The sequence below is a fragment of the Streptomyces sp. NPDC088097 genome (assembly GCF_044741845.1).
GTDB lineage: Bacteria > Actinomycetota > Actinomycetes > Streptomycetales > Streptomycetaceae > Streptomyces.
This window is the reverse complement of record NZ_JBIUTJ010000002.1, coordinates 477939-496594: the sequence shown is the minus strand read 5'-3', so window position 1 is coordinate 496594 and position 18656 is coordinate 477939. Positions and strand designations below refer to the sequence as shown.

The window sequence follows — 18656 nt, the reverse complement described above, 5'->3', positions numbered from 1 at the left end:
GCCGCCCCCGGGCGCCGATGGGCACCCGGGGGCACGACGAAAGACCCCTTTCCTACGCGGGCACGCGCACGGCCGGGGCGCTCGCCGACCGGGCCCAGCGCACGGCCGGGCCCATCGCGTACGAGGCCGACAGCAGCAGCGCGCCCAGCAGCAGCCATCCCGGGATCCCCCACAGGACGACCAGCGTCGTCAGCAACAGCGGGCCCAGGGTGCGGGCCACCGGCACGCCCGTCCCGAAGAAGCCCTGGTACTGGCCCATCCGCTCGGCCGGGGCCAGCGCGAAGCCGATCTGCCAGGAGCCGGCCGACTGCCGCATCTCCCCGTCGGACAGCAGGAGCGCGCCCACCACGAGGAGCGCCCCGGCGGCCCACGCGGGACCGGGCAGCGCGGCGGCGGCGAACACCGCGCAGGACAGGGCCGTCACCAGCCCGGACACCCGCAGCGCCCGCCCGGCGCTCGGCAGGTCGCCCACCTTCCGGGCCAGCCGCACCTGGAACAGGGTCACGGCCAGGGTGTTGAGCACGAACAGGGCCGACACCACCCACCCCGGAGCCGTGGTGCGCTGGACCACCCACAGCGGAAGGGCCAGGCTCAGCAGCGGCATCCGCAACAACAGGACGGCGTTGAGCAGGGTCACCAGCGCGTACGGCCGGTCCCGCAGGACGGCCAGCCGGGGCTCCCCCGCCGCCCGGCCCGGCACCGGCGCCACGAGCGGCAGCCCCCGCAGCAGGGCGGCGCAGACCAGGAAGCCCACCGCGTCCAGGGCGAAGACCGACAGGTACGCCCGCTCCGTCCCCACCCCCAGGGCCAGCCCGCCGAGGGCCGCGCCGAGGGCGAGTCCCGCGTTGAGCGTGGACTGGAGGTGGGCCAGCACCCCCGTCCGCTCCTGCGGGGCGACCACGCCCGCGAGCAGCGCCTGCCGGGCGGCGGCGAGTCCGCACTGGGAGACGGCGTAGAGGACCACGGCGCACAGGAAGGCACCGTAGGACCGGATGAACAGGAAGGAGGCCACCGAGCAGGCGGTGGCGACCGCGAGCAGCACCGAGAGCCCGCGCGGGCCCCGCCGGTCGGCGAGCGCCCCGAGCGGTACCCCGGCCACGGACCCCACGGCCCAGGCCAGGGTCAGGGCGAGCCCTATCTGGGCCGGCGAGAGGCCGACCACACGGGTGAAGTAGAGGGCGGAGCACACGTAGTACGCCCCGTCGCCGACGGAGTTGCTCAGCTGGGCGGCGGCCAGGCGGCGCGGCGCTCCGGGCGCGGGCAGGAACCGATTCGTCACGGGCACCATTGGACCAGGGTCGCGGCCCGCCCCCGTGGTCCAATCGGCGGTGGATCGGGCGGACCACTTCCGGCCCGCCCCCGGTCCCTACCGACGGGCTCGCCCCCGGCCCGACCGACCGGCCCGGCCCGCTGTTCAGAGCTCGCCGAGGAACTCCAGCAGGGCCCGGTTGAAGGCCTCGGGCCGCTCCACGCCCGGCAGGTGCCCGGCCCCCTCGATCACCGCGAGCCGGGCGTGCGGGGCGAGGGCGCACATGCCCTCGGCTTCGGCGACGGGGGTGTAGACGTCGTCCGCGCCGACCAGCACCAGGCAGGGCACCGAGGCGGGCAGTTCCGCGAGCACGGGCCGGTAGTCGGGCCGCTCGGCGCGCCCGCGCAGGGCGGCGGCGGCCCCGCGCGGGTCGGTGGCCCGCATCATCGCGCCCACCCGGGCGGCGACCTCGGGCTGCCCCGTCACGTTGTAGGGAGCGAGCATCTTGTCGATCACCTCCTCGGTGTAGGGCGCCATGCCCTCCGCGAGGAGCCGCTCGGCCAGCGCCCGGCGGAAGGCCGCGCCGTCCCCGGTCTCCGGGGCGGGGGAGGTATCGGCCAGAACGAGGGCCCGTACCACACCCGGGTGGCGCAACCTGACCTCAAGCGCGATCTGGCCTCCCATGGACACTCCGCCGACGACCGCCTGTTCGACGTCCAGACGCGCGAGCAGCGCGGCCAGATCGTCCGCGAGGTCCGCGAGGAGGGTCTTCTCCCCCAGCGGCGGGTTCTGACCGTATCCCCGCAGGTCAGGCGCTATGACCCGGTAGCCGGCGGCGACCAGGGCGGCCGTCTGGGGGGACCACATGGAGCGGTTGAACGGATGTCCGTGGATCAGGATTACGGCCGCTCCGTCGCGGGGACCGAAGTCATCGAAAATCGATACCGCGTCATTGCCGAATCGGGGGTTCATGAGAGGACTTTAAGGGGCTACATTGAGCCACTCGCGTTCACCTGACAGCCCGTTGCCTTTCACCCGTGTTTTGCACGGGGGGCGACGTCAGGGACGCAGACTGTGCAACCACCCCACCGCCCAGAAGGACCGAAGGCTCCGTGCCCGTACCCGTACTCCTCGCCGGCCGCTCCGTGCGGCTCGAGCCCCTCGCCCCCCACCACACCGAGGCCCTGGCCCAGGCCGGGGCCGAGGATCGTACGACTTACGCCTTCACTCCCGTGCCCCACGGGTTGCAGGCGTCCCACGAGTACATCGACCGCGCCGTAGCCGATCAGGCAGCGGGTCGATCGCTTGCGTTCGCCGTGGTCAGAGCCATGGACGGGCGGGTCGTCGGTTCGACCCGGTTCCTCGAACTCGACTACTGGCAAGGCCCGCTGGTGTGGCCCGCCGTGCCCGGGGTGCCCTTCGGAGATCCGGCGACCGCGATCCCCGATGCCACCGAGATCGGGAACACCTGGTTGTCGCCGGGCGCCCAGGGAACGGGCATCAACACCGAGGCCAAGCTGCTCATGCTGCGCCACGCCTTCGAGACCTGGGGCGTGCGCCGGATCTCGCTGCGCGCGGACGCCCGCAACGGTCGTTCGCGCGCGGCGATGGAACGGCTGGGATTCACCTGTGAAGGGGTCCGACGGGCCCATTCGCGCGGGCTCGACGGCGCGGTGCGCAGTACGGCCTTCTACTCGGTCCTCGACGAGGAGTGGCCCACCGTGCGCACCTTGATCGAACTGCGGCTCTCCGGCGCCGCGCCCCGCAAGCGTCGGCGCAAGACACTGATCCCGGCGTAAGGGTCCTCGGGGTCCGTTCCCCACCGCCCCGGCCTTCCCGCCCCGCCCCTGCCCGCCTCGCGTTCAGCCGAGGAAGGCCGGGGCGAGGGCGGAGTCCATCAGGCGGGACGGGGCTCCGCCGCCGTCGGCGGGCAGCGCGTACAGGTCGGCCCCGAAGTCGCCCGGCAAGGAGTAGACGACGGTCCTGTCGTCCGTCCACACCACCTGGTCGTCGACGCTGCGCTCCTCGGCGAGCGGGGTCTCCTTCATCGAGGCCAACTCCAGCGCGTACAGCCGCCACGGCGCGTCGGCCGGGAGGCCCTCCACCCTCTTCTTGAAGACCAGACGGGTCCCGTCGGGCGAGAGCGAGGGGCATTCGAGGTTCTCGCGCAGGGTGGTGACCGTGCGCGTGGCGAGGTCGCCGCGGATCAGGTGGGTCCGGCCGCCGGTGGCCATGGTCGCGTAGAAGGCCTTCTCGTCGGGGGTGAAGGTGACCCCCCAGAAGTTCACGTCGGCGTTGCGGTACTCCTTGCCGTCCTTGACGATCGCGAAGTCCTCCAGGGAGGCGTCGTACTTCCCCGTGCGCAGGTCGAGCAGGGAGGTGCGGGTGGAGAAGTTCGTCCCGGCGTACGAGTCCCCGCCGACGAAGACCGTCCAGGCGGCGAGGTGGCCGCCGGGCGAGACCCGGGCCCGGGTGGGGATGCCGGCCAGGGGGCGCGAGGCGACCTCCTTGAGCTCGGCGTCCAGGACGACGGCGCGGTAGCTCTCGGGGACGGCGCCCTTGTCGGCCCGCAGGCAGATCCCGGTGCCGCCGGCGGAGTGGAAGCGCAGGCAGCTGACCCCGGAGGCGGTACGGGGTCCTGCGGGCGCGCCGGCGGGGACGGTGGCCAGTTCGTCGCGGTGGGGGCCCCAGGCCATGTTGCGGAAGACGATCCTGCGCCCGTCGCCGGCCGGGGCGAGGGTGACCCGGCCTTCGGTGACCCGCGGGCCACCGGGCCGGGCCTGGTCCTTCTCCTGCGCCCGCGAGGAGGCGCGGGCGAAGGCGAGCACCCCCACCGCCGCGAGCACGGCGACGGCGGCGACCAGGATCAGGATCCGGCGTTTGAGGGTCATGGGGGCTCTACGGTCCTTTGCGTGCGGGGGTGGGCGGTCGGGCGTCGGCGGGCCTCAGCGCGAGACAGCAGGCGACGGCCGCGGCCAGCAGGACGGCGGCCACGGCGAGCGCGGGTCGGGCGCCCCACAGGGTCCAGGCGGCGCCGAAGCCGAGGGAGGCGGCGAAGCGGGCCACGGCCTGGCCGGTCTGGACGAGGGCGAGCCCGGCGCCCCGGTTCTCCTCGGGGACGGCTCCGGCGGCCTCGGCCATCAGGACGCCGTCGGTGGCGGCGTAGAAGGCTCCGTGGAGCAGCAGCACCGCGTACGGCAGCGCCGGGAGGTGGCCGCCGGTCAGCAGGAGTCCGTAGGCGAGGAGCAGGGCGAGGTGTCCGCCGAGGAAGACGCGTCGGCGGCCGATCCGGTCGGCGAGCCGGCCGAGCGGCAGGGCCAGCAGGAAGAAAGCGGCGGCCGTGCCGAGCGGGAGCAGTGCGAACCAGCGGTCGGCGATCCCGGTGGCGCGCTGGAGCAGCAGGAAGACGAAGGCGTCGCTGACCGTGCACAGGCCCAGCAGCAGGGCGGTGAGGCCGATGCGGCGCAGCTCGGGGCGGCGCAGCAGGCCGAGGGAGGCCCGCAGGGACACGGGCGCGGTCTCCGAACCGGAGCGGCGCCCGGCGACGTGCCCGCTGTCGTGCCCGGTGTCGTGACCCTTCCGGCCGGGGGCGGGGGCCCGTTCGCGGCCCGGTACGAACAGCACCAGGACCAGGACGCCGAGCGCGGCCACGCAGGCGCTGACGGTGAAGACGGCGTCGTAGCCGTCGGCGGCACCGCGCAGGATGAGGAAGGCGAGGATCGGACCGATCAGGGCGCCGGCGGTGTCCATGGCGCGGTGCACGCCGAAGGCGCGTCCTCGGTCCTCGGGGGCGGCGGCCAGGGAGATCAACGCGTCGCGCGGGGCGGTGCGCAGTCCCTTGCCGGTGCGGTCGAGCGCGAGGACGGCGCCGATCGCGGGCAGCGTGTGGGCGAGCAGCAGCAGCGGCTTGCACAGGGCGGAGAGGCCGTAGCCGATGCCGGCGAGGGCCTTGTGGCGGCCGAGGCGGTCGCCGAGGTGGCCGCCGGTGAGCCGGACCAGGGCGCTGACGCCGTTGTAGAGGCCGTCGAGGAGGCCGAAGCCGAGCGGGCTGAGGCCGAGCCCGGCGACGAGGTAGAGGGGGAGCACGGCGGTGACCATCTCGGAGGAGACGTCGGTGATCAGGCTGACCGTGCCGAGGGCGAGGACCGTGGGGGCGAGGGCGGCGCGCCGCCCCGGACGGGTGCCCGGGGCGACGGCCTGCTGCTCGGGGGCCACGGCGGGCGCGGGGGTACCGCGACTGTCCGCGACGTACATGGTCAGGAAGCCCAGATCCCCGTGATGTCGGTGGCGGTGGCGGCATTTCCGGCGTGGGTGCTCAGACCCGCCAGACCCTCCAGGGTGCGGAGCATGTCGTAGTGGTTGTAGGTGGTGGCCGAGGTGCTGCCGGGGGTGACGGGCTGGCCGTAGAGCACGGTGGGGATCTTGTTGCCGGCCAGGCGGTTGTCCTCGTCGAAGGTGACGACGAGGAGGCTGTTGTGGGTCTTGGCCCAGTCCGCGTAGGCCTTGAGGTTGTTCTTCAGCCAGGTGTCGCCGGTGCCGACGGAGCAGTCGTGCATGTCGCTGCAGAGGTTCGGGACGACGAAGGACACCTTGGGCAGGGTGGTGTAGTTCGTCGGGAACTGGGTCATCGTCTTCGCGGTGCTGGTGGGCACGTTGGAGAAGCCGAACCAGGGGTTGTGCTTGCGGGCGTAGTTGCCGCTGGAGCAGGTGGTGGAGCCCTGGCTCGGGAGGGTCTCGTTGTAGCTGGCCCAGGTCTTGCCGGCGGCGATCAGCTCGGAGGCCAGGTTGGGGGCGGAGCTGAAACCGGGGGTGTAGCAGCTGTCTCCGGTGACTCCCTGGTTGGAACCGGAGAAGAGCTGGAAGTAGTTGGGCTGGCTGGGGTGCGTGATGCCGTAGGAGTTGGTGAGGTTGGCTCCCCCGGTCTTGAGCGAGTTGATGTACGGGGCGCTGGAGCTGCCGATGACCTGGTTGTAGGCGTGGTTCTCGAACACCACCACGACGACGTGGTCAGGGGCCGGCAAGGTGGCGGCGTGCGCGGGCTGAGCGGCTCCGATGCCGGCCCAGAGCGCGGCGCCGGCGGCGGTGAGGCCGAAGGCGGCGGCCAGGGCGGTCTTACGGCCGGACCGTGAAGTGGTCATGCCAAACACGGGACATACCTCCAGGCAGAGGGGTTCTGGGGACGGGGCGGACGCACCATACCCAGGGGCATGTGCATGGGCCAGGGATAGGCGGCGAACAGCACGGGAACTCCGCAGGCCCTCTGGGAGTCGGGTAATGCCCACCCCCTTGAAAAACCAAGAGAAGCAAAAATGCGGAACCTTTGAGCACTTTCGGTCATCATTCGAACGGAAGCAGTCCATCCCCAGACGGGGCAGCAACAGCCGGAGACAAACCGCAGATGTCGTACGAACCCGACGGGCAGTCCCAGCCGCCGACCCGGCCGGAAGGGCAGTACCCGCAGCAGCCCCCGTACGGGCGGCAGCAGGACCGACAGCAGGGCCGGCAGCAGGGGTGGCCCCAGGCCCGGCAGCCACAGGACCGACCCGCGTACGGCCAACCCCCGCAGGGGCCACCGCAGCAGGGCGGCAGGCCCCCGCAGGAGCGGCCCGCGTACGGCCAGGACCAGTACCGGCAGCAGGGCGAGCAGCCCACGCAGCAGCAGCCGCGCTACGAGCAACCCCCGTACCAGCAGGAGCGGTACCGGCAGGAGCCGCACCCGCAGCAGGGCTACGGACAGCCGGGGTACGGGCAGGGGCAGCAGGGGTACGGCCAACAGGGTTACGGGCAGCAGGGGTACGGGCAGCAGCCTCACTACGACGACCACGACGGCTCCCGGCCCCCGTACGGGGAGGAGCCGCCGCGCCGCAAGTCCAAGGCCAAGCGTTGGATCATCGGCGGCGTCACGGTGCTGGCCCTCGCGGGCATCGCCGCGGGCGCGATGACGTACTTCGAAATACCGCCCTTCACCGACAAGGGCAAGGCCGTCTCCTTCGGCCAGGACGCCGGCGCGAAGAACGGCGACGCGGCCAAGCCGGCCGCGAGCTCGAAGATGTCGATGCCCACCGGCCCGGCGGCCGACTTCAAGAACTCGATGACCCTGGGCGACGGCACGCACGTGGCCGTCACCACCATCACCGGCAAGAAGTCGGGCTTCACCGGCAAGGTCTGGGTGTGGGCGCCCAAGGAGTACAACGACCCGAAGTTCGCCAAGAGCGGCTTCCCGGTCATGATCGCCCTGCCCGGCGGCGCCGGCTTCCCGAACAACTACTGGATGGGGACCGACCTCGGCCTCCAGACCAGCATCGGCAAGTGGTACAGCGAGGGCAAGAGCAAGCCCTTCATCCTCGCCATGCCCGTGCTGAACCCGGCTCCCGACGACAAGGGCATCTACTGGGACGGCTCCGACATCCCGGGCCAGCCCAAGATGGGCAGCTGGCTGACCGACGACGTCCCGGACCTGATGCGCGAGAACTTCCGCACGGTCAAGTCCCGTGACGGCTGGGCCTTCATGGGCTCCTCCACCGGCGGCTTCGCCGGCCTCAAGGCCGTGCTCAAGTACCCGGAGAAGTTCAAGGCCGTGGTCGCCTCCGGCCCCGACATCGTCCCGGACTCCTCCCTGTGGAAGGGCCACGACAAGGAGAAGGCCGAGAACAACCCGGAGCTGCTCGCCAAGCAGCTCATCGACAAGAAGGGCCCCGAGGTCTACCTCGCCTTCCAGGTCGGCGACAACGAGAGCAACAAGAAGACCCTGCCGGACGTGCAGAAATTCATCGCCAACTACACCAAGGGCCCCATCCACACCAGCCTGAGAGTGATCCCGGGCGGCCAGCACAACGCCAAGACCTACGTGCCGAACATGGGCGAGGGCCCGATCCAGTTCATCAGCAAGGTCATGGAAGGACCCGTGGAGTAACCGGGGCGTCCGGAGCCGCCCCAAGGGGCCCCGTCTCCCGCACCGCTTCCGGCTCCGGCCCGCCGAACACCTTCGGCGGGCCGTCGCCGTCCCAGGGCGCCCATCCCGGATCCCCCGTGACGGCGAAGCGGACCCAGGCCCCGTGCATCTCGTCGGCCAGCGCCTGCGGGGCGTCGGGGCCCGCCAGCCAGGAGCTCTCGGGCACCCGGAGGGTGTCGAAGACGAAGCCCAGCTCCAGGGCGTGGCAGGCCCCGAGGCCCGGTACGCCGCTGGGCCAGCGGAACTCGTAGAGGTGGCTCGGCGCCTCCCGGCGGGCCCCGGCGAGCCGGCGCAGCGGATCGCGCAGCAGCCGGTCCGTGATCAGGTGCCCGGCGAGGTCGGCCGGTCCGGCCCCGGGCAGGGCGGCGCGCAGCGCCCGTACGGCGTTCCCGTCCTTGCCGCTGCGGACCCGGGCCAGGGCCACGGCCGACGGTCCGAGCCGGTCCAGCAGCCGCATCCCGCCGGTCGGCGCGAGCCAGAGCCGGTACTCCTCGGCGGTCCAGCCCGCCAGCAGCGGCACGGCGCGGGTCGAGGCGGCCTCCAGGGGGTCGTCGGGCAGCGTGTCAGGATCGATGACCAGCCCGAAGGCGGGGCCGCCGAGCAGCGGGGAGGAGCGCCGCAGCACGGCCGCCTGGGCGGCGAGCAGGGCGGGCAGCCCGGCCGCCTCGAACGCCTTGGCGGTGGCGGGCACCTTGAGCAGCGCCGCCATCCGCCGGACCACGGCCCGCACCTTGTCCCGGGGCAACACCCCGGGGGCTCCGCTCTGCAGGACGGCCCGCGAGAAGAGGCCGGCGGCGCGGGGGGAGGCGAGCAGGGCGCCGACGCTGATGGCTCCGGCGGACTCCCCGAAGACGGTGACGCGGTCGGGGTCGCCGCCGAAGGCCCCGATGTTGGCCCGGACCCACTCCAGGGCGGCGATCTGGTCGAGGAGCCCCCGGTTGGCGGGGGCGTCGGGAAAGAGGCCGTAGCCGAGGACCCCGAGCCGGAAGTTGGCCGAAACCAGGACCACCCCGTCGCGGGCGAAGGCGGAGCCCTCGTAGACGGGGACGGCGGAGGAGCCCCGGGTGTGGGCGCCGCCGTGGATCCACACCATGACGGGCAGCCGGGCCCCGGGGGCCGGGTCCGGGGTCCAGACGTTGACGGTGAGGCAGTCCTCGCCGGGGATCTCCGGGTCGGGCAGCAGGGCGGCGAAGGTGTCCGGGTAGGGCGCCTTGGGCGCGGTGGGCCCGAACGCCCCCGCGTCGCGCACGCCGTCCCAGCCGGCCGGCGGCCCGGGGGCGGCGAAGGTCAGGGCCCCGACGGGCGGTGCGGCGTAGGGGATCCCCCGGAAGACGGCGACCGGGGGCGCCGGGGGGCCCGCCACGGGGCCGCCGGTCGGGGCCTCCCAGCGGCCCTCGACGGTGCCCTGTCCGGTGTCGGCCCGGGGCCGTCGGCCGCCGCCCCTCGCGCTCATCGGCGTGTCCTCCCGTGTGGGGCCGGTTCCGTCGCCGGCACGTTCGCACAACCGTCCCGGGGGTGACAAGGCGTGTCCCGGCCGGGGTCGGCCCGGGTTGGACCGGCATGCGAGCCACTCTGACACTTCCGGTCCTGCGCCGCCTGTCCCTCCTGCTGCCGGCGGCCGCCCTCCTGGCGGGAGCGGGCGCGGCCCACGCCGCCGCGCCCGGGCCCGACTTCCAGTACGTGGGCCAGGACGACCGGGTCCATGGCCTGACCTCCCCCCGGGGCTGTGTGAAGGCCGAGGGCGGCGGGGCCCGGGCGGTCACCAACCGGACTCCCGCCGCGGTGACCCTCTACCGCGACCCGGGGTGCGCGGGCCCGGCGGTGGAGGTCCTGCGGCCGGGAACGGTGACCCAGGTGCGCCCGTACTTCGCCTCGGCGCGCTTCGGCGCCGCCCGGTAGCGGACGGCCGGTGTCACCGGGTAGGCGAACGGACCGTGACCACTCGGCGCTCGCCGCGTTGTATGCCATGTCAAATGCCGCAGATTCTGTGGCGCCCCACATCTCACGAGGAGAACTCGATGTCGCGAATCGCGAAGGCGTTCGTCATCACCGCTGCCGCCGGTAGCGCCCTGGCCGCCGGTGCGGGTCTGGCTGCTGCCGACGCCGGAGCGCAGGGTGCGGCTGTCGGCTCCCCCGGTGTCCTGTCGGGCAACCTGATCCAGGTTCCGGTTCACGTGCCGGTCAACGTCTGCGGCAACACCGTGAACGTCATCGGCCTGCTGAACCCGGCCTTCGGCAACACCTGCGTCAACGCCTCGGGCGGCGGCGACCAGCACCACACCGAGGGCTACGGCGGCTGATCGCCCCCCTCACCGACCCGCGAAGGGCCCCCGCCGTGCGGCGGGGGCCCTTTGCGCGCGCCGGGCGCGGCGCGTGCTACTCGTAGCGGTAGAGCCCGCCGTGGCCCAGCAACTCGCGCGGGGTGACGTCCCAGGGGGGCATCGGCTGGTCGAGGGAGATCACCCGGCCGCGCTGGGGGTCGCCGAGCGCCAGGGGGGCGGCCGGCAGGTAGCCGGAATCCGGGTGGCGCCGCTGCCAGCGGTCCCAGACCAGGTCGACGAAGGCGTGGTGCAGCCAGAAGGCGGGATCGTTGGGGGCGGTGCCGCCCGTCATGTGGCCGCCGATCCACTGGTGGACCTTGTTGTGGTTGCGCCAGCGCTCGCTCTTGGGGGCCGCCCAGCCCTCGAACTTGTTGCGGAAGCCGCCGCCGGAGGCCGTGGAGTCCCACGGGGAGGTGTCGTAGACCGGGTCGTCGATCGCCCCCTGGAGTTCGGCGGGGGTCGGCAGCGCGATCGGATTGCCCGGGCGGCCCAGGTTGCGGGTGAGGAAGCGGGCTTCCGTCGTGCCGACGGTGACGGTCCAGTTGCCCCGCTCGTGGGCGAAGGGCCCGGTGGTCACCTGCCGGTCGCCCTCGCGGCCGGTGCCGCCGAGGAAGTCGTCCGCCCAGAGCGGGGAGACGGGGCTGGTGTCGACGGTCCAGTCCCAGTAGGGGATGGACACCCCCGGATCGACGGCTTGGAGCTGCCGCTCGAACTCCAGGAGGTAGCGCCGGTGCCAGGGGAAGAAGGACGGCGACATGTGCCCGACGCGCAGCTTGCGGTCGCGGTCGGGCACGAAGTACTTGTCGTGGGTGCGGACGAACTCGTCGTAGATCCCGTTCCGCTTGAGTTCCAGCACGGCCGCCGTGAACCGCTTCTTCTGGGCGCTCGTCAGGTTCCTCTGGTTCTGCCGGGTGTACACCGCGGGTCTCCTCCCCTTGCCGTCCGTCAGCCGTGGTGCGGGGCCGCGAGGGCCAGTTGGTTGGTGCCGAGTTCGTCGACGGCGGCCCGGGCCAGTTCCAGGGGCGTCCCGTACGACTGGAAGTGGTTGATCCCGCTGAGGTAGCTGCCGTCCGCGCGGCGCATCACGTGCAGGGGCCGGCCGTCGATGCGGACGGCCGCCGAGACGGGGTCGACGCTGATGTGCCGGCCCCGGTAGGTCTCCTCGGCGAGCGGCGCCGGGGTGAGCGTCTGGCGGGGCCGCCTGGCCCGCAGGAGGGGCCCGAGGGCAGCGACCGTGCCGGCGGCGACGGCCGCGGTGAAGGCCGTACGGAGGAACGCGCGACGGGTCGGTGGGGCGGCGGGTGCTGCGTACATACGGTCTCCCTCGCTCGGTGTCCACGCCACGGGGTCTAACGCGGGGCGGCGGGGGAGGTCACCTGTGCCCGGTCAGCGGCGGCGCCCGGGGTGCTTGTGGAAGAGGGTGGTGGGGCGCAGTCGGCCCTCGGGGTCGGTGGCGTAGTCGGGGATGGTGCCGGCCTCCGTCCAGCCGTCGGCGCGGTAGACGCGCTCGGCGCCGCTGCCCGTCTCGGTGTCGAGGAACAGCAGGACGATCCCGGCGAGGGCTGCCTCGTGCTCGGCCTCGGCCATGAGCGCGCGGGCGGTGCCGCGTCCCCGGGCGGCCGGGTGGACCATGAGTTTGCGCAGCTCGGCGCGGTGGCGGCCGTTGGGCTTGGACTCCCGGCACCAGCTGACCGTGCCGTCGAGACGGCCGTCGGCGCCGCGCGAGACCCACAGGGCGAGGGAGCCGTCCGCCACGGCGGGTCGCAGGGAGTCCCACCAGGCGGCGGCCTCCGCGTGGTCGAGGCCTGCCAGGAAGCCGAGGGAGGCTCCGCCGGCGACCACGTCGAGGAGGAGGTCGGCGAGTTCCGCGCGGTGGGCGGAGAGGTCGTCGGCGGTGAGGCGGGTGAGGGTGGCCGTCATGCGCCGAGGATAGGGATCAGGTCGTGGTGCGCTGGAGGCGGGGCAGGTGCAGGTCCCGGAAGATCGCCGCCAGCCGGAGCGCGAACACGAGCCCCGCCGAGGCGGCGGTGTTCAGGGTGTCGGGTGCGCCGGCCCCGTGCAGGAGGAGGTAGGCGGTCGCGCCGGCCAGGGCGGCGGTTGCGTAGACCTCCTCGCGCAGCAGCAGCGGCGGGAACTCCCCGCAGAGCACGTCACGGATCACCTCGCCGGTGACGCCGGTCAGGACGGAGAGGATGAGGACGGCCACGGGGGTGACGTGGGCGTCGAGGGCGGCGCGGGCTCCGATGACGGTGACCACGGCCAGGCCGAGGGCGTCGACGACCATGAGGGTGCGGTGCGGGAGGGTGCGGCGGCGCAGGTACAGCATGGTCACGGCGGCGACCGAGGCGATGACGAGGAGCAGCAGCCAGTCCCGCGTCCAGTAGAGCGGGTGCCGGTCGAGGATCAGGTCGCGCAGGGTGCCGCCGGAGATGCTCGCGGCGAAGGCGAGGACGAACCCGCCGAAGGGGTCCATGTTGGCGCGGTGCGCGGCGAGTACGCCGGAGGCGGCGAAGGCGGCGATGCCGAGGAGGTAGAGGGCGTGCGGCACGGCGCCTCCTTGAGGGTGGTCGGTGGGACGCGGGCGGGGGTGGTGGGGCGCCGTGGGCGGTGCGCGGGCACGGGGACGGCGTCGGGGTGGGCGACCCGTCGAGCCTGCCGTAGCCGGGCCGGGCCGCGCATCGGCCGTTCGGCCAGGTCGGGGACGGTGTCGGGGACGGTGGGGGACGACGCGGGACGGGCGGGGCGGCGCACGACGGTGCGTGTCCGGATGTGACAGTCATTCGTCATTGCGGCCATGGGGTGGTGGCCCCGACCATGGGTGCATGCCCACTCCACACCGGGTCGTCATCGCGGTCTTCCCCGACGTCGACCTCCTCGACGTCACCGGTCCGGCCGAGGTCTTCGCCCTGGCCAACGAGGAGATCGGAAGCCGCGCCGGATACCGGGTCCGGCTCGCCGGACCGACCGCCGGCGCGGTCCGTACGTCGGCGGGCGTGCGGTTGCTGGCCGATCTGTCCTTCGCGGAGGTCGGCGGGGACGTGGACACCCTCCTGGTGCCCGGCGCCGTCGATGTGACCGACGCGGGGCCCGTGGCCCTGATCGACCCCGACGTCGTGGCCTGGGTCAAGGAGACCGCGCCGCACGCCCGGCGCGTGGCCTCGGTGTGCGTGGGGGCTCACCTCCTGGCGGCCGCCGGGCTGCTCGACGGGAAGACGGCGACCACGCACTGGTCGACGGCCGCCCAACTGGCCGCCGACCATCCGACCGTCACCGTCGACCCGGATCCGATCTTCGTCCGCACCGACCGGGGTCGGTTGTGGACGGGCGCCGGCATCAGTGCCTGCCTGGACCTCGCGCTCGCCCTGGTGGCCGAGGACCTGGGCGAGGACGTCGCGCTGGCGGTGGCGCGGCAACTGGTGATGTACCTCAAGCGGCAGGGCGGGCAGAGCCAGTTCTCCGTCCCGCTGAGCCGGCCGGCCTCGGCCCGGCGCGACATCGACGAGCTGCGGCTGTGGATCGCCGACCACCTCGGCGAGGACCTGTCGGCGGAGGTCCTCGCGGGCCGGATGTGCCTGAGCGAGCGGCACTTCGCCCGCGTCTTCACCCAGGAGACCGGGGCGAGTCCCGCCGGCTACGTCGAGGCGGCGCGGGTCGAGGTCGCCCGGCGGCTGCTGGAGAGCACCGACGAGCCGCTCGACCGGGTCGCGGCCGAAGCCGGCCTCGGCTCGGCGGAGACCCTCCACCGGGCGTTCAAGCGGCAGCTCGCCACCACCCCCGGCGCCTACCGGCGCCGCTTCCGTACCCAGACCACCTGACCGTTTCGGCCTGACCGTTTCGGCCTGCGTTCCTTCCCTCCACGAGCACGGCGGACGGCTTCGCCCTGCCCTCTTCCACCACGAAAGGCACCTCATGAGCACGAACCAGCCCTCCAGGACCCTGCGCGACGTCAGCGGCCTCGACAACCGGCCGCCCCGGCTGGGCGACTCCATCCTGGTCCTGATCGACTTCCAGAACACCTACCGCACCGGGGTGATGGCCCTGGAAGGCGCCGAGGAGGCCCTCGCGGCCGGCGCCCGTCTGTTGGAGCGCGCCCGGGCGGCCGGCATCCCGGTCGTCCACGTCCTCAACGACGGCGGCGAGAACACCCCGTACGACATCCGCGCGCACATCGGCGCCATCAGCGACGAGGTCGCTCCGGTGGAGGGCGAGGCGGTCGTGGTCAAGGAGTTCCCGAACGCCTTCCACCTCACCGAACTGGAGAAGACCCTCACCGACCTGGGCGCCCCCGCGGGCAGCGGCAAGGACCTGGTCATCGGCGGGTTCATGACCCACATGTGCGTCAACTACACCACTCAGGAGGCCTTCAACCGCGGCTACCGGCCCACCGTCGTCGCCGAGACCACCGCCACCCGCGCCCTGACCGCCCCGGACGGGTCCGTCCTGCCCGCCGCGGCCCTCCAGGCGGCGGCGCTCACCGCCATCACGGACCTGTTCGGCGTGGTCGTCGCCACCGTCGACGAGCTGCCCGCCTGACCGGCCCCGGGGCCACACGAGCCCCGTCCCGCCGGCCTCGGGGGTCCGGCGGGGCGGGGCTCGCGGGCGATTCAGGGCGCCGGCAGCTCCGCGAAGTCGGCCACCAGGCCGCGGTGGTGGCCGGCGGTGCCCAGGGCCAGGGAGTCGGCCTTCGCCCGCTTGAGGTAGAGGTGGGCCGGGTGTTCCCAGGTCATGCCGATGCCACCGTGGAGCTGTACGCACTCCTCCGCCGCCCGGACCGCGACGCCCGAGCAGTACGCCTGGGCCACCGCCACGGTCAGCGGGGCGTCGGGGGCGCCCGTCGCGAGGGCGTCGGCTGCGGCGCGGGCCGCGGCGCGGGCGCCGGCCACGTCGAGCCAGAGCCGGGCCAGGCGGTGCTTGAGCGCCTGGAAGGAGCCGACGGGGCGGTTGAACTGGTGGCGCGTGCGCAGGTGGGCGACGGTCTCGGCCAGGCACCATTCGGCGAGCCCGAGCTGCTCCGAGGCCAGCAGCCCCGCTCCGGACAGCAGCGCTCCGGCGACGGCCGCCCGCGCCGTGGCCGGGTCCGCGAGCCGGACGCCGTGGGCCGATTCCAGCGAGACGGAGGCGAGCGGCCGGGTGAGGTCCAGCGGTACCAGGGGGGTGAGCCGGGCGGCGGTCGCGGGCACGGCGTGGAGCCCGGTGTCGGCCAGGACCAGCAGCACATCGGCGGCCGTCGCGTCGGCCACGGAGCCGACGGAGCCGGTCAGCACCCCACCGCCGGTGTCGCGGACCGGGGGCGGCAGGGGCGCGCCCGGGGCCTGGGTGAGGGGGAGGGCGGGGACGCAGATCTGCCGCCCGGCCGCGATCTCCCGTAGCAGCGAGGCCACTTCGGGGGCGGACGGATCGCAGCCGAGCAGGATCTCGACCGTGAGCACGGACCCCGTCAGGTAGGGCAGGGGGGCCACGGAACGGCCCAACTCCTCAAGGACCACGGCCGCTTCGCGGTGCCCGGCTCCCGCTCCGCCGAGCTTCTCGGGGACGAGCAGTCCGGCGGCGCCGATGTCGGCGGCGAGGGTGTGCCACAGGGCGGGGTCGTGGGGGCTGCCGGACTCGGCCCGGGCGAGCACCGTGGCCGCGTCGCAGCGGTCGGCGAGCAGGGCCCGTACCGCCGCGCGGAGTTCCTCCTCGGTGTCGGTGTAGAGCAGGTCGAGGGGGGCGCTCGGTGTCGTCATCGGGCGAGGTCCTTCCAGGCCGTGTCCTTGTCGTCGCGCGGCTCGGAGGGGAGTCCGAGGACGCGTTCGGCGACGATGTTGAGGAGGATCTCGCTGGTGCCGCCCTCGATGCTGTTGCCCTTGGCGCGCAGGTAGCGGTAGCCGGCGTCGCGGCCGGTGAAGTCGACGATGTCGGGGCGGCGCAGCGTCCAGTCCTCGTACAACAGGCCCTCTTCGCCGAGGAGTTCCACCTCCAGTCCGCTGATCTCCTGGTTCAGGCGGGCGAAGGCGAGTTTCATGCCGCTGCCCTCGGGGCCGGGCTGCCCGGCGGAGAGCTGTTGGCGCAGGCGTTCCCCGGTGAGGCGGGCGACCTCCGCCTCCACCCACAGGTCGAGGAGGCGCTGGTGCAGGGCGTGGGTGCGCAGGGCGGGGCGCTCGCGCCAGGCCGCCGCGACGGGGGCGATCATGCCGCCCTCGCGGGGGATGCGCATGCCGCCGATGGAGACGCGTTCGTTCATCAGCGTGGTGCGGGCGACGGCCCAGCCCTCGCCGACGGCGCCGAGGCGGTGGGCGTCGGGGATCCGGACGCCGGTGAGGAAGACCTCGTTGAACTCGGCCTCGCCGGTGATCTGCCGCAGGGGGCGGACCTCGACGCCGGGGGCGTGCATGTCGCAGAGGAAGTAGGTGATGCCCTGGTGCTTGGGCAGGGAGGGGTCGGTGCGGGCGATGAGGATGGCCCAGCGGGCGGTGTGGGCGCTGGAGGTCCATACCTTCTGGCCGTCCACCACCCATTCCCCGCTCTCCCCGTCCAGGACGGCCCGGGTGGCGAGCGCGGCGAGGTCGGAGCCGGCGCCGGGCTCGCTGAAGAGCTGGCACCAGACCTCCTCCCCCACCCACAGGGGCCTCAGGAACCGGCGCTTCTGCTCCTCGGTGCCGTACGCGAGGATCGTCGGCGCGGCCATGCCGAGGCCGATGCCGATCCGGCGGGGGTCGTTGTCGGGGGCTCCGGCGGACTCCAACTCGGCGTCGACGACGGCCTGGAGGGTGCGCGGCACGCCGAGTCCGCCGAGACCCTCGGGGTAGTGGACCCAGGCGAGGCCGGCGTCGAAGCGGGCCCGGAGGAAGTCGGGGCGGGGGGTGCTCGCGGGCGGGTGCGCGGCGAGCAGTTCGCGGGTGCGGGCGAGCAGGTGCTCGGCGGTGGGGGTCATCGGGCGGCTCCGTCCGGGCCGGCGGCGGGCACGACGACGACACGGCCGGTGGTGTTCCCGTCGGCGAGGCGCTGGACGGCGTCGGCCGCCCCGGCGAGCGGGACGCGTTCGCTGACCAGCGGGGCGATGAGCCCCTCGGCGGCGAGGCGGGTGAGTTCGGTGTGACAGGCGAGGATGGCCGCGGGGTCCTTCGCGGCGTACAGACCCCAATGGAGCCCGAGGATCGCGTAGTTCTTCACGAGGGCGTGGTTGAGGGCGGGGGCGGGGACGGAGCCGCTCGCGAAGCCGACGATCACGATGCGGCCCTCGAAGGCCACGCACTTCGCGGAGGCCGCGTAGGCGTCGCCGCCGACCGGATCGTAGATCACGTCGGCGCCGCGGCCTGCGGTGAACTCCTTGACGCGGGCGACGATGTCGTCGGTGGTGCGGTCGATGACGAGGTCGCAGCCGAGTTCCTCGGCGGTGGCGGCCTTGGCCTTGCCCCCGACGACTCCGATGACGGTTGCTCCCGCGGCCTTGCCGAGCTGAACGGCGGCGCTGCCGACCCCGCCCGCGGCCGCGTGGACGAGCAGGGTCTCACCGGGCTGGAGGCGGGCGCGGCGGTGGAGGCCGAACCAACCCGTCTGGTAGCCGATGTGGAGGGCGGCGGCTTCCGCGTCGTCGAGCCCTGCCGGCGCGGGCAGCAGGGACCGCGCGGGCGCGGTGACGTACTCGGCGAACCCGCCGTGCGGCAGGCTCGGGTTGGCGATCACCCGGCGACCGTCCTCGGTCTCCCCGCAGATCTCCACTCCGGGGGTGAAGGGCAGGGGGGGCCTGATCTGGTACTGGCCGCGGACGAGAAGGGCGTCGGGGAAGTTGACGTTCGCCGCGAGCACCCTCAGCTTCACCTCGCCCTCGCCGGGCACCGGTTCGGGAACCTCTTCGAGGCGCATGGCCTCACGGGGCTCACCGTTGGTGTGTACTCGCCATGCCTGCATCCCGGGGCCTCCAGCCGCCGTCGAGGAACCACGCTCGGCGGCATACTAAGCGGTCGCTTGCACATCTGGGAACCGGTCCGTCCGGAGCGAAATCAGGCCGACCCCCAAGTGGTATGCGCCCCTCCACGGCTTTCGACACGTCTTGCCGGGCAGCCTGTGACCCGTACGCGTCACGTCTCGACGGCGCGCGGCACCCGACCCGGGCAGAAGCGGACGAGACGGATGGCCGGGATTCGCCCACGGG

19 protein-coding genes are annotated in these 18656 nt (G+C 73.6%); 6 read left to right on the top strand and 13 right to left on the bottom strand.

Features of this window, described 5'->3' with window-relative positions:
• Positions 1–52: 52 nt before the first annotated feature.
• Both ACIOD1_RS08195 and ACIOD1_RS08190 read right to left on the bottom strand, forming a co-directional pair.
• Positions 53–1279 carry an MFS transporter gene (locus tag ACIOD1_RS08195; protein WP_401901004.1) on the bottom strand — a complete coding sequence of 409 codons (1227 nt, stop codon included), beginning with the start codon at positions 1277–1279 and terminating at the stop codon, positions 53–55.
• Between the two features lie 135 nt (positions 1280–1414).
• Entirely contained in the window at positions 1415–2221 is an 807-nt protein-coding gene (locus ACIOD1_RS08190) for an alpha/beta fold hydrolase (protein WP_401901002.1), read from the bottom strand.
• A gap of 140 nt (positions 2222–2361) precedes the next feature.
• Between ACIOD1_RS08190 and ACIOD1_RS08185 the strand changes: the two genes are divergently transcribed.
• Positions 2362–3048 (top strand): GNAT family protein, encoded by a 687-nt coding sequence (locus ACIOD1_RS08185; protein WP_365617186.1) that lies wholly within the window; start codon positions 2362–2364, stop codon positions 3046–3048.
• Between the two features lie 63 nt (positions 3049–3111).
• Here ACIOD1_RS08185 and ACIOD1_RS08180 read toward each other — a convergent pair whose 3' ends face one another.
• The 3 genes from ACIOD1_RS08180 to ACIOD1_RS08170 are packed head-to-tail and all read right to left on the bottom strand — an operon-like array spanning position 3112 to position 6387.
• A complete protein-coding gene (locus ACIOD1_RS08180) occupies positions 3112–4140 on the bottom strand; it encodes a hypothetical protein (RefSeq protein ID WP_365617188.1) in 1029 nt (342 codons plus the stop codon).
• Between the two features lie 7 nt (positions 4141–4147).
• Positions 4148–5503: an MFS transporter gene (locus tag ACIOD1_RS08175; protein ID WP_401900999.1), complete on the bottom strand. Its 1356-nt coding sequence runs from the start codon at positions 5501–5503 to the stop codon at positions 4148–4150.
• Between the two features lie 2 nt (positions 5504–5505).
• Complete coding sequence (locus ACIOD1_RS08170) at positions 5506–6387, bottom strand: alkaline phosphatase family protein (RefSeq protein ID WP_401900997.1); 882 nt, start codon at positions 6385–6387, stop codon at positions 5506–5508.
• Positions 6388–6647: 260 nt separating this feature from the next.
• Between ACIOD1_RS08170 and ACIOD1_RS08165 the strand changes: the two genes are divergently transcribed.
• Positions 6648–8162, top strand: a complete 1515-nt coding sequence (locus ACIOD1_RS08165) for an alpha/beta hydrolase (protein WP_401900995.1) — start codon at positions 6648–6650, stop codon at positions 8160–8162.
• On the opposite strand, the gene ACIOD1_RS08160 is transcribed toward ACIOD1_RS08165, so the two are convergent.
• Positions 8140–9654, bottom strand: a complete 1515-nt coding sequence (locus tag ACIOD1_RS08160) for a carboxylesterase/lipase family protein (RefSeq protein WP_401900993.1) — start codon at positions 9652–9654, stop codon at positions 8140–8142. The two genes, ACIOD1_RS08165 and ACIOD1_RS08160, sit on opposite strands and share 23 nt — an antisense overlap.
• Positions 9655–9761: 107 nt before the next feature.
• Here ACIOD1_RS08160 and ACIOD1_RS08155 point away from each other — a divergent pair, with 107 nt between their 5' ends.
• Both ACIOD1_RS08155 and ACIOD1_RS08150 read left to right on the top strand, forming a co-directional pair.
• Positions 9762–10100: a hypothetical protein gene (locus ACIOD1_RS08155; protein WP_365617198.1), complete on the top strand. Its 339-nt coding sequence runs from the start codon at positions 9762–9764 to the stop codon at positions 10098–10100.
• Between the two features lie 119 nt (positions 10101–10219).
• Complete coding sequence (locus tag ACIOD1_RS08150) at positions 10220–10501, top strand: chaplin (RefSeq protein WP_365617200.1); 282 nt, start codon at positions 10220–10222, stop codon at positions 10499–10501.
• Between the two features lie 76 nt (positions 10502–10577).
• On the opposite strand, the gene ACIOD1_RS08145 is transcribed toward ACIOD1_RS08150, so the two are convergent.
• The 4 genes from ACIOD1_RS08145 to ACIOD1_RS08130 form a co-directional block, all read right to left on the bottom strand.
• On the bottom strand, positions 10578–11441 hold the full coding sequence (locus tag ACIOD1_RS08145; RefSeq protein ID WP_365617202.1) for a tyrosinase family protein: 864 nt from the start codon (positions 11439–11441) through the stop codon (positions 10578–10580).
• 26 nt (positions 11442–11467) lie between these two features.
• Positions 11468–11836, bottom strand: a complete 369-nt coding sequence (locus tag ACIOD1_RS08140) for a tyrosinase family oxidase copper chaperone (protein WP_365617204.1) — start codon at positions 11834–11836, stop codon at positions 11468–11470.
• Between the two features lie 72 nt (positions 11837–11908).
• Entirely contained in the window at positions 11909–12442 is a 534-nt protein-coding gene (locus ACIOD1_RS08135; RefSeq protein ID WP_365617206.1) for a GNAT family N-acetyltransferase, read from the bottom strand.
• Between the two features lie 16 nt (positions 12443–12458).
• Positions 12459–13070: a trimeric intracellular cation channel family protein gene (locus ACIOD1_RS08130; RefSeq protein WP_401900990.1), complete on the bottom strand. Its 612-nt coding sequence runs from the start codon at positions 13068–13070 to the stop codon at positions 12459–12461.
• Positions 13071–13344: 274 nt separating this feature from the next.
• Here ACIOD1_RS08130 and ACIOD1_RS08125 point away from each other — a divergent pair, with 274 nt between their 5' ends.
• A complete protein-coding gene (locus ACIOD1_RS08125) occupies positions 13345–14337 on the top strand; it encodes a DJ-1/PfpI family protein (RefSeq protein WP_365617210.1) in 993 nt (330 codons plus the stop codon).
• Between the two features lie 94 nt (positions 14338–14431).
• Entirely contained in the window at positions 14432–15055 is a 624-nt protein-coding gene (locus ACIOD1_RS08120; RefSeq protein WP_365617212.1) for an isochorismatase family protein, read from the top strand.
• 71 nt (positions 15056–15126) lie between these two features.
• Here the strand turns inward: ACIOD1_RS08120 and ACIOD1_RS08115 are convergent, their stop codons facing one another.
• Genes ACIOD1_RS08115 through ACIOD1_RS08105 form a run of 3 tightly spaced genes read right to left on the bottom strand, consistent with a single transcriptional unit; the run spans position 15127 to position 18412 of the window.
• Positions 15127–16248 (bottom strand): acyl-CoA dehydrogenase family protein, encoded by a 1122-nt coding sequence (locus tag ACIOD1_RS08115; RefSeq protein WP_401900986.1) that lies wholly within the window; start codon positions 16246–16248, stop codon positions 15127–15129.
• Positions 16245–17435 (bottom strand): acyl-CoA dehydrogenase family protein, encoded by a 1191-nt coding sequence (locus ACIOD1_RS08110; RefSeq protein ID WP_365617216.1) that lies wholly within the window; start codon positions 17433–17435, stop codon positions 16245–16247. Before ACIOD1_RS08110 ends, ACIOD1_RS08115 begins: the two co-directional genes overlap by 4 nt.
• A complete protein-coding gene (locus ACIOD1_RS08105; protein WP_365617218.1) occupies positions 17432–18412 on the bottom strand; it encodes an NADPH:quinone oxidoreductase family protein in 981 nt (326 codons plus the stop codon). The genes ACIOD1_RS08110 and ACIOD1_RS08105 overlap by 4 nt, the downstream gene beginning before the upstream one ends.
• Positions 18413–18656 lie beyond the last annotated feature (244 nt).

Bases quoted from the DNA above. Each gene is read 5' to 3' on its own strand.
- ACIOD1_RS08105 (WP_365617218.1), bottom strand. From the start codon at position 18,412: ATGCAGGCATGGCGAGTACACACCAACGGTGAGCCCCGTGAGGCCATG.
- ACIOD1_RS08115 (WP_401900986.1), bottom strand. From the start codon at position 16,248: ATGACGACACCGAGCGCCCCCCTCGACCTGCTCTACACCGACACCGAG.
- ACIOD1_RS08125 (WP_365617210.1), top strand. From the start codon at position 13,345: ATGCCCACTCCACACCGGGTCGTCATCGCGGTCTTCCCCGACGTCGAC.
- ACIOD1_RS08110 (WP_365617216.1), bottom strand. From the start codon at position 17,435: ATGACCCCCACCGCCGAGCACCTGCTCGCCCGCACCCGCGAACTGCTC.
- ACIOD1_RS08175 (WP_401900999.1), bottom strand. From the start codon at position 5,503: ATGTACGTCGCGGACAGTCGCGGTACCCCCGCGCCCGCCGTGGCCCCC.
- ACIOD1_RS08165 (WP_401900995.1), top strand. From the start codon at position 6,648: ATGTCGTACGAACCCGACGGGCAGTCCCAGCCGCCGACCCGGCCGGAA.
- ACIOD1_RS08120 (WP_365617212.1), top strand. From the start codon at position 14,432: ATGAGCACGAACCAGCCCTCCAGGACCCTGCGCGACGTCAGCGGCCTC.
- ACIOD1_RS08180 (WP_365617188.1), bottom strand. From the start codon at position 4,140: ATGACCCTCAAACGCCGGATCCTGATCCTGGTCGCCGCCGTCGCCGTG.
- ACIOD1_RS08150 (WP_365617200.1), top strand. From the start codon at position 10,220: ATGTCGCGAATCGCGAAGGCGTTCGTCATCACCGCTGCCGCCGGTAGC.
- ACIOD1_RS08135 (WP_365617206.1), bottom strand. From the start codon at position 12,442: ATGACGGCCACCCTCACCCGCCTCACCGCCGACGACCTCTCCGCCCAC.
- ACIOD1_RS08155 (WP_365617198.1), top strand. From the start codon at position 9,762: ATGCGAGCCACTCTGACACTTCCGGTCCTGCGCCGCCTGTCCCTCCTG.
- ACIOD1_RS08160 (WP_401900993.1), bottom strand. From the start codon at position 9,654: ATGAGCGCGAGGGGCGGCGGCCGACGGCCCCGGGCCGACACCGGACAG.
- ACIOD1_RS08140 (WP_365617204.1), bottom strand. From the start codon at position 11,836: ATGTACGCAGCACCCGCCGCCCCACCGACCCGTCGCGCGTTCCTCCGT.
- ACIOD1_RS08170 (WP_401900997.1), bottom strand. From the start codon at position 6,387: ATGACCACTTCACGGTCCGGCCGTAAGACCGCCCTGGCCGCCGCCTTC.
- ACIOD1_RS08190 (WP_401901002.1), bottom strand. From the start codon at position 2,221: ATGAACCCCCGATTCGGCAATGACGCGGTATCGATTTTCGATGACTTC.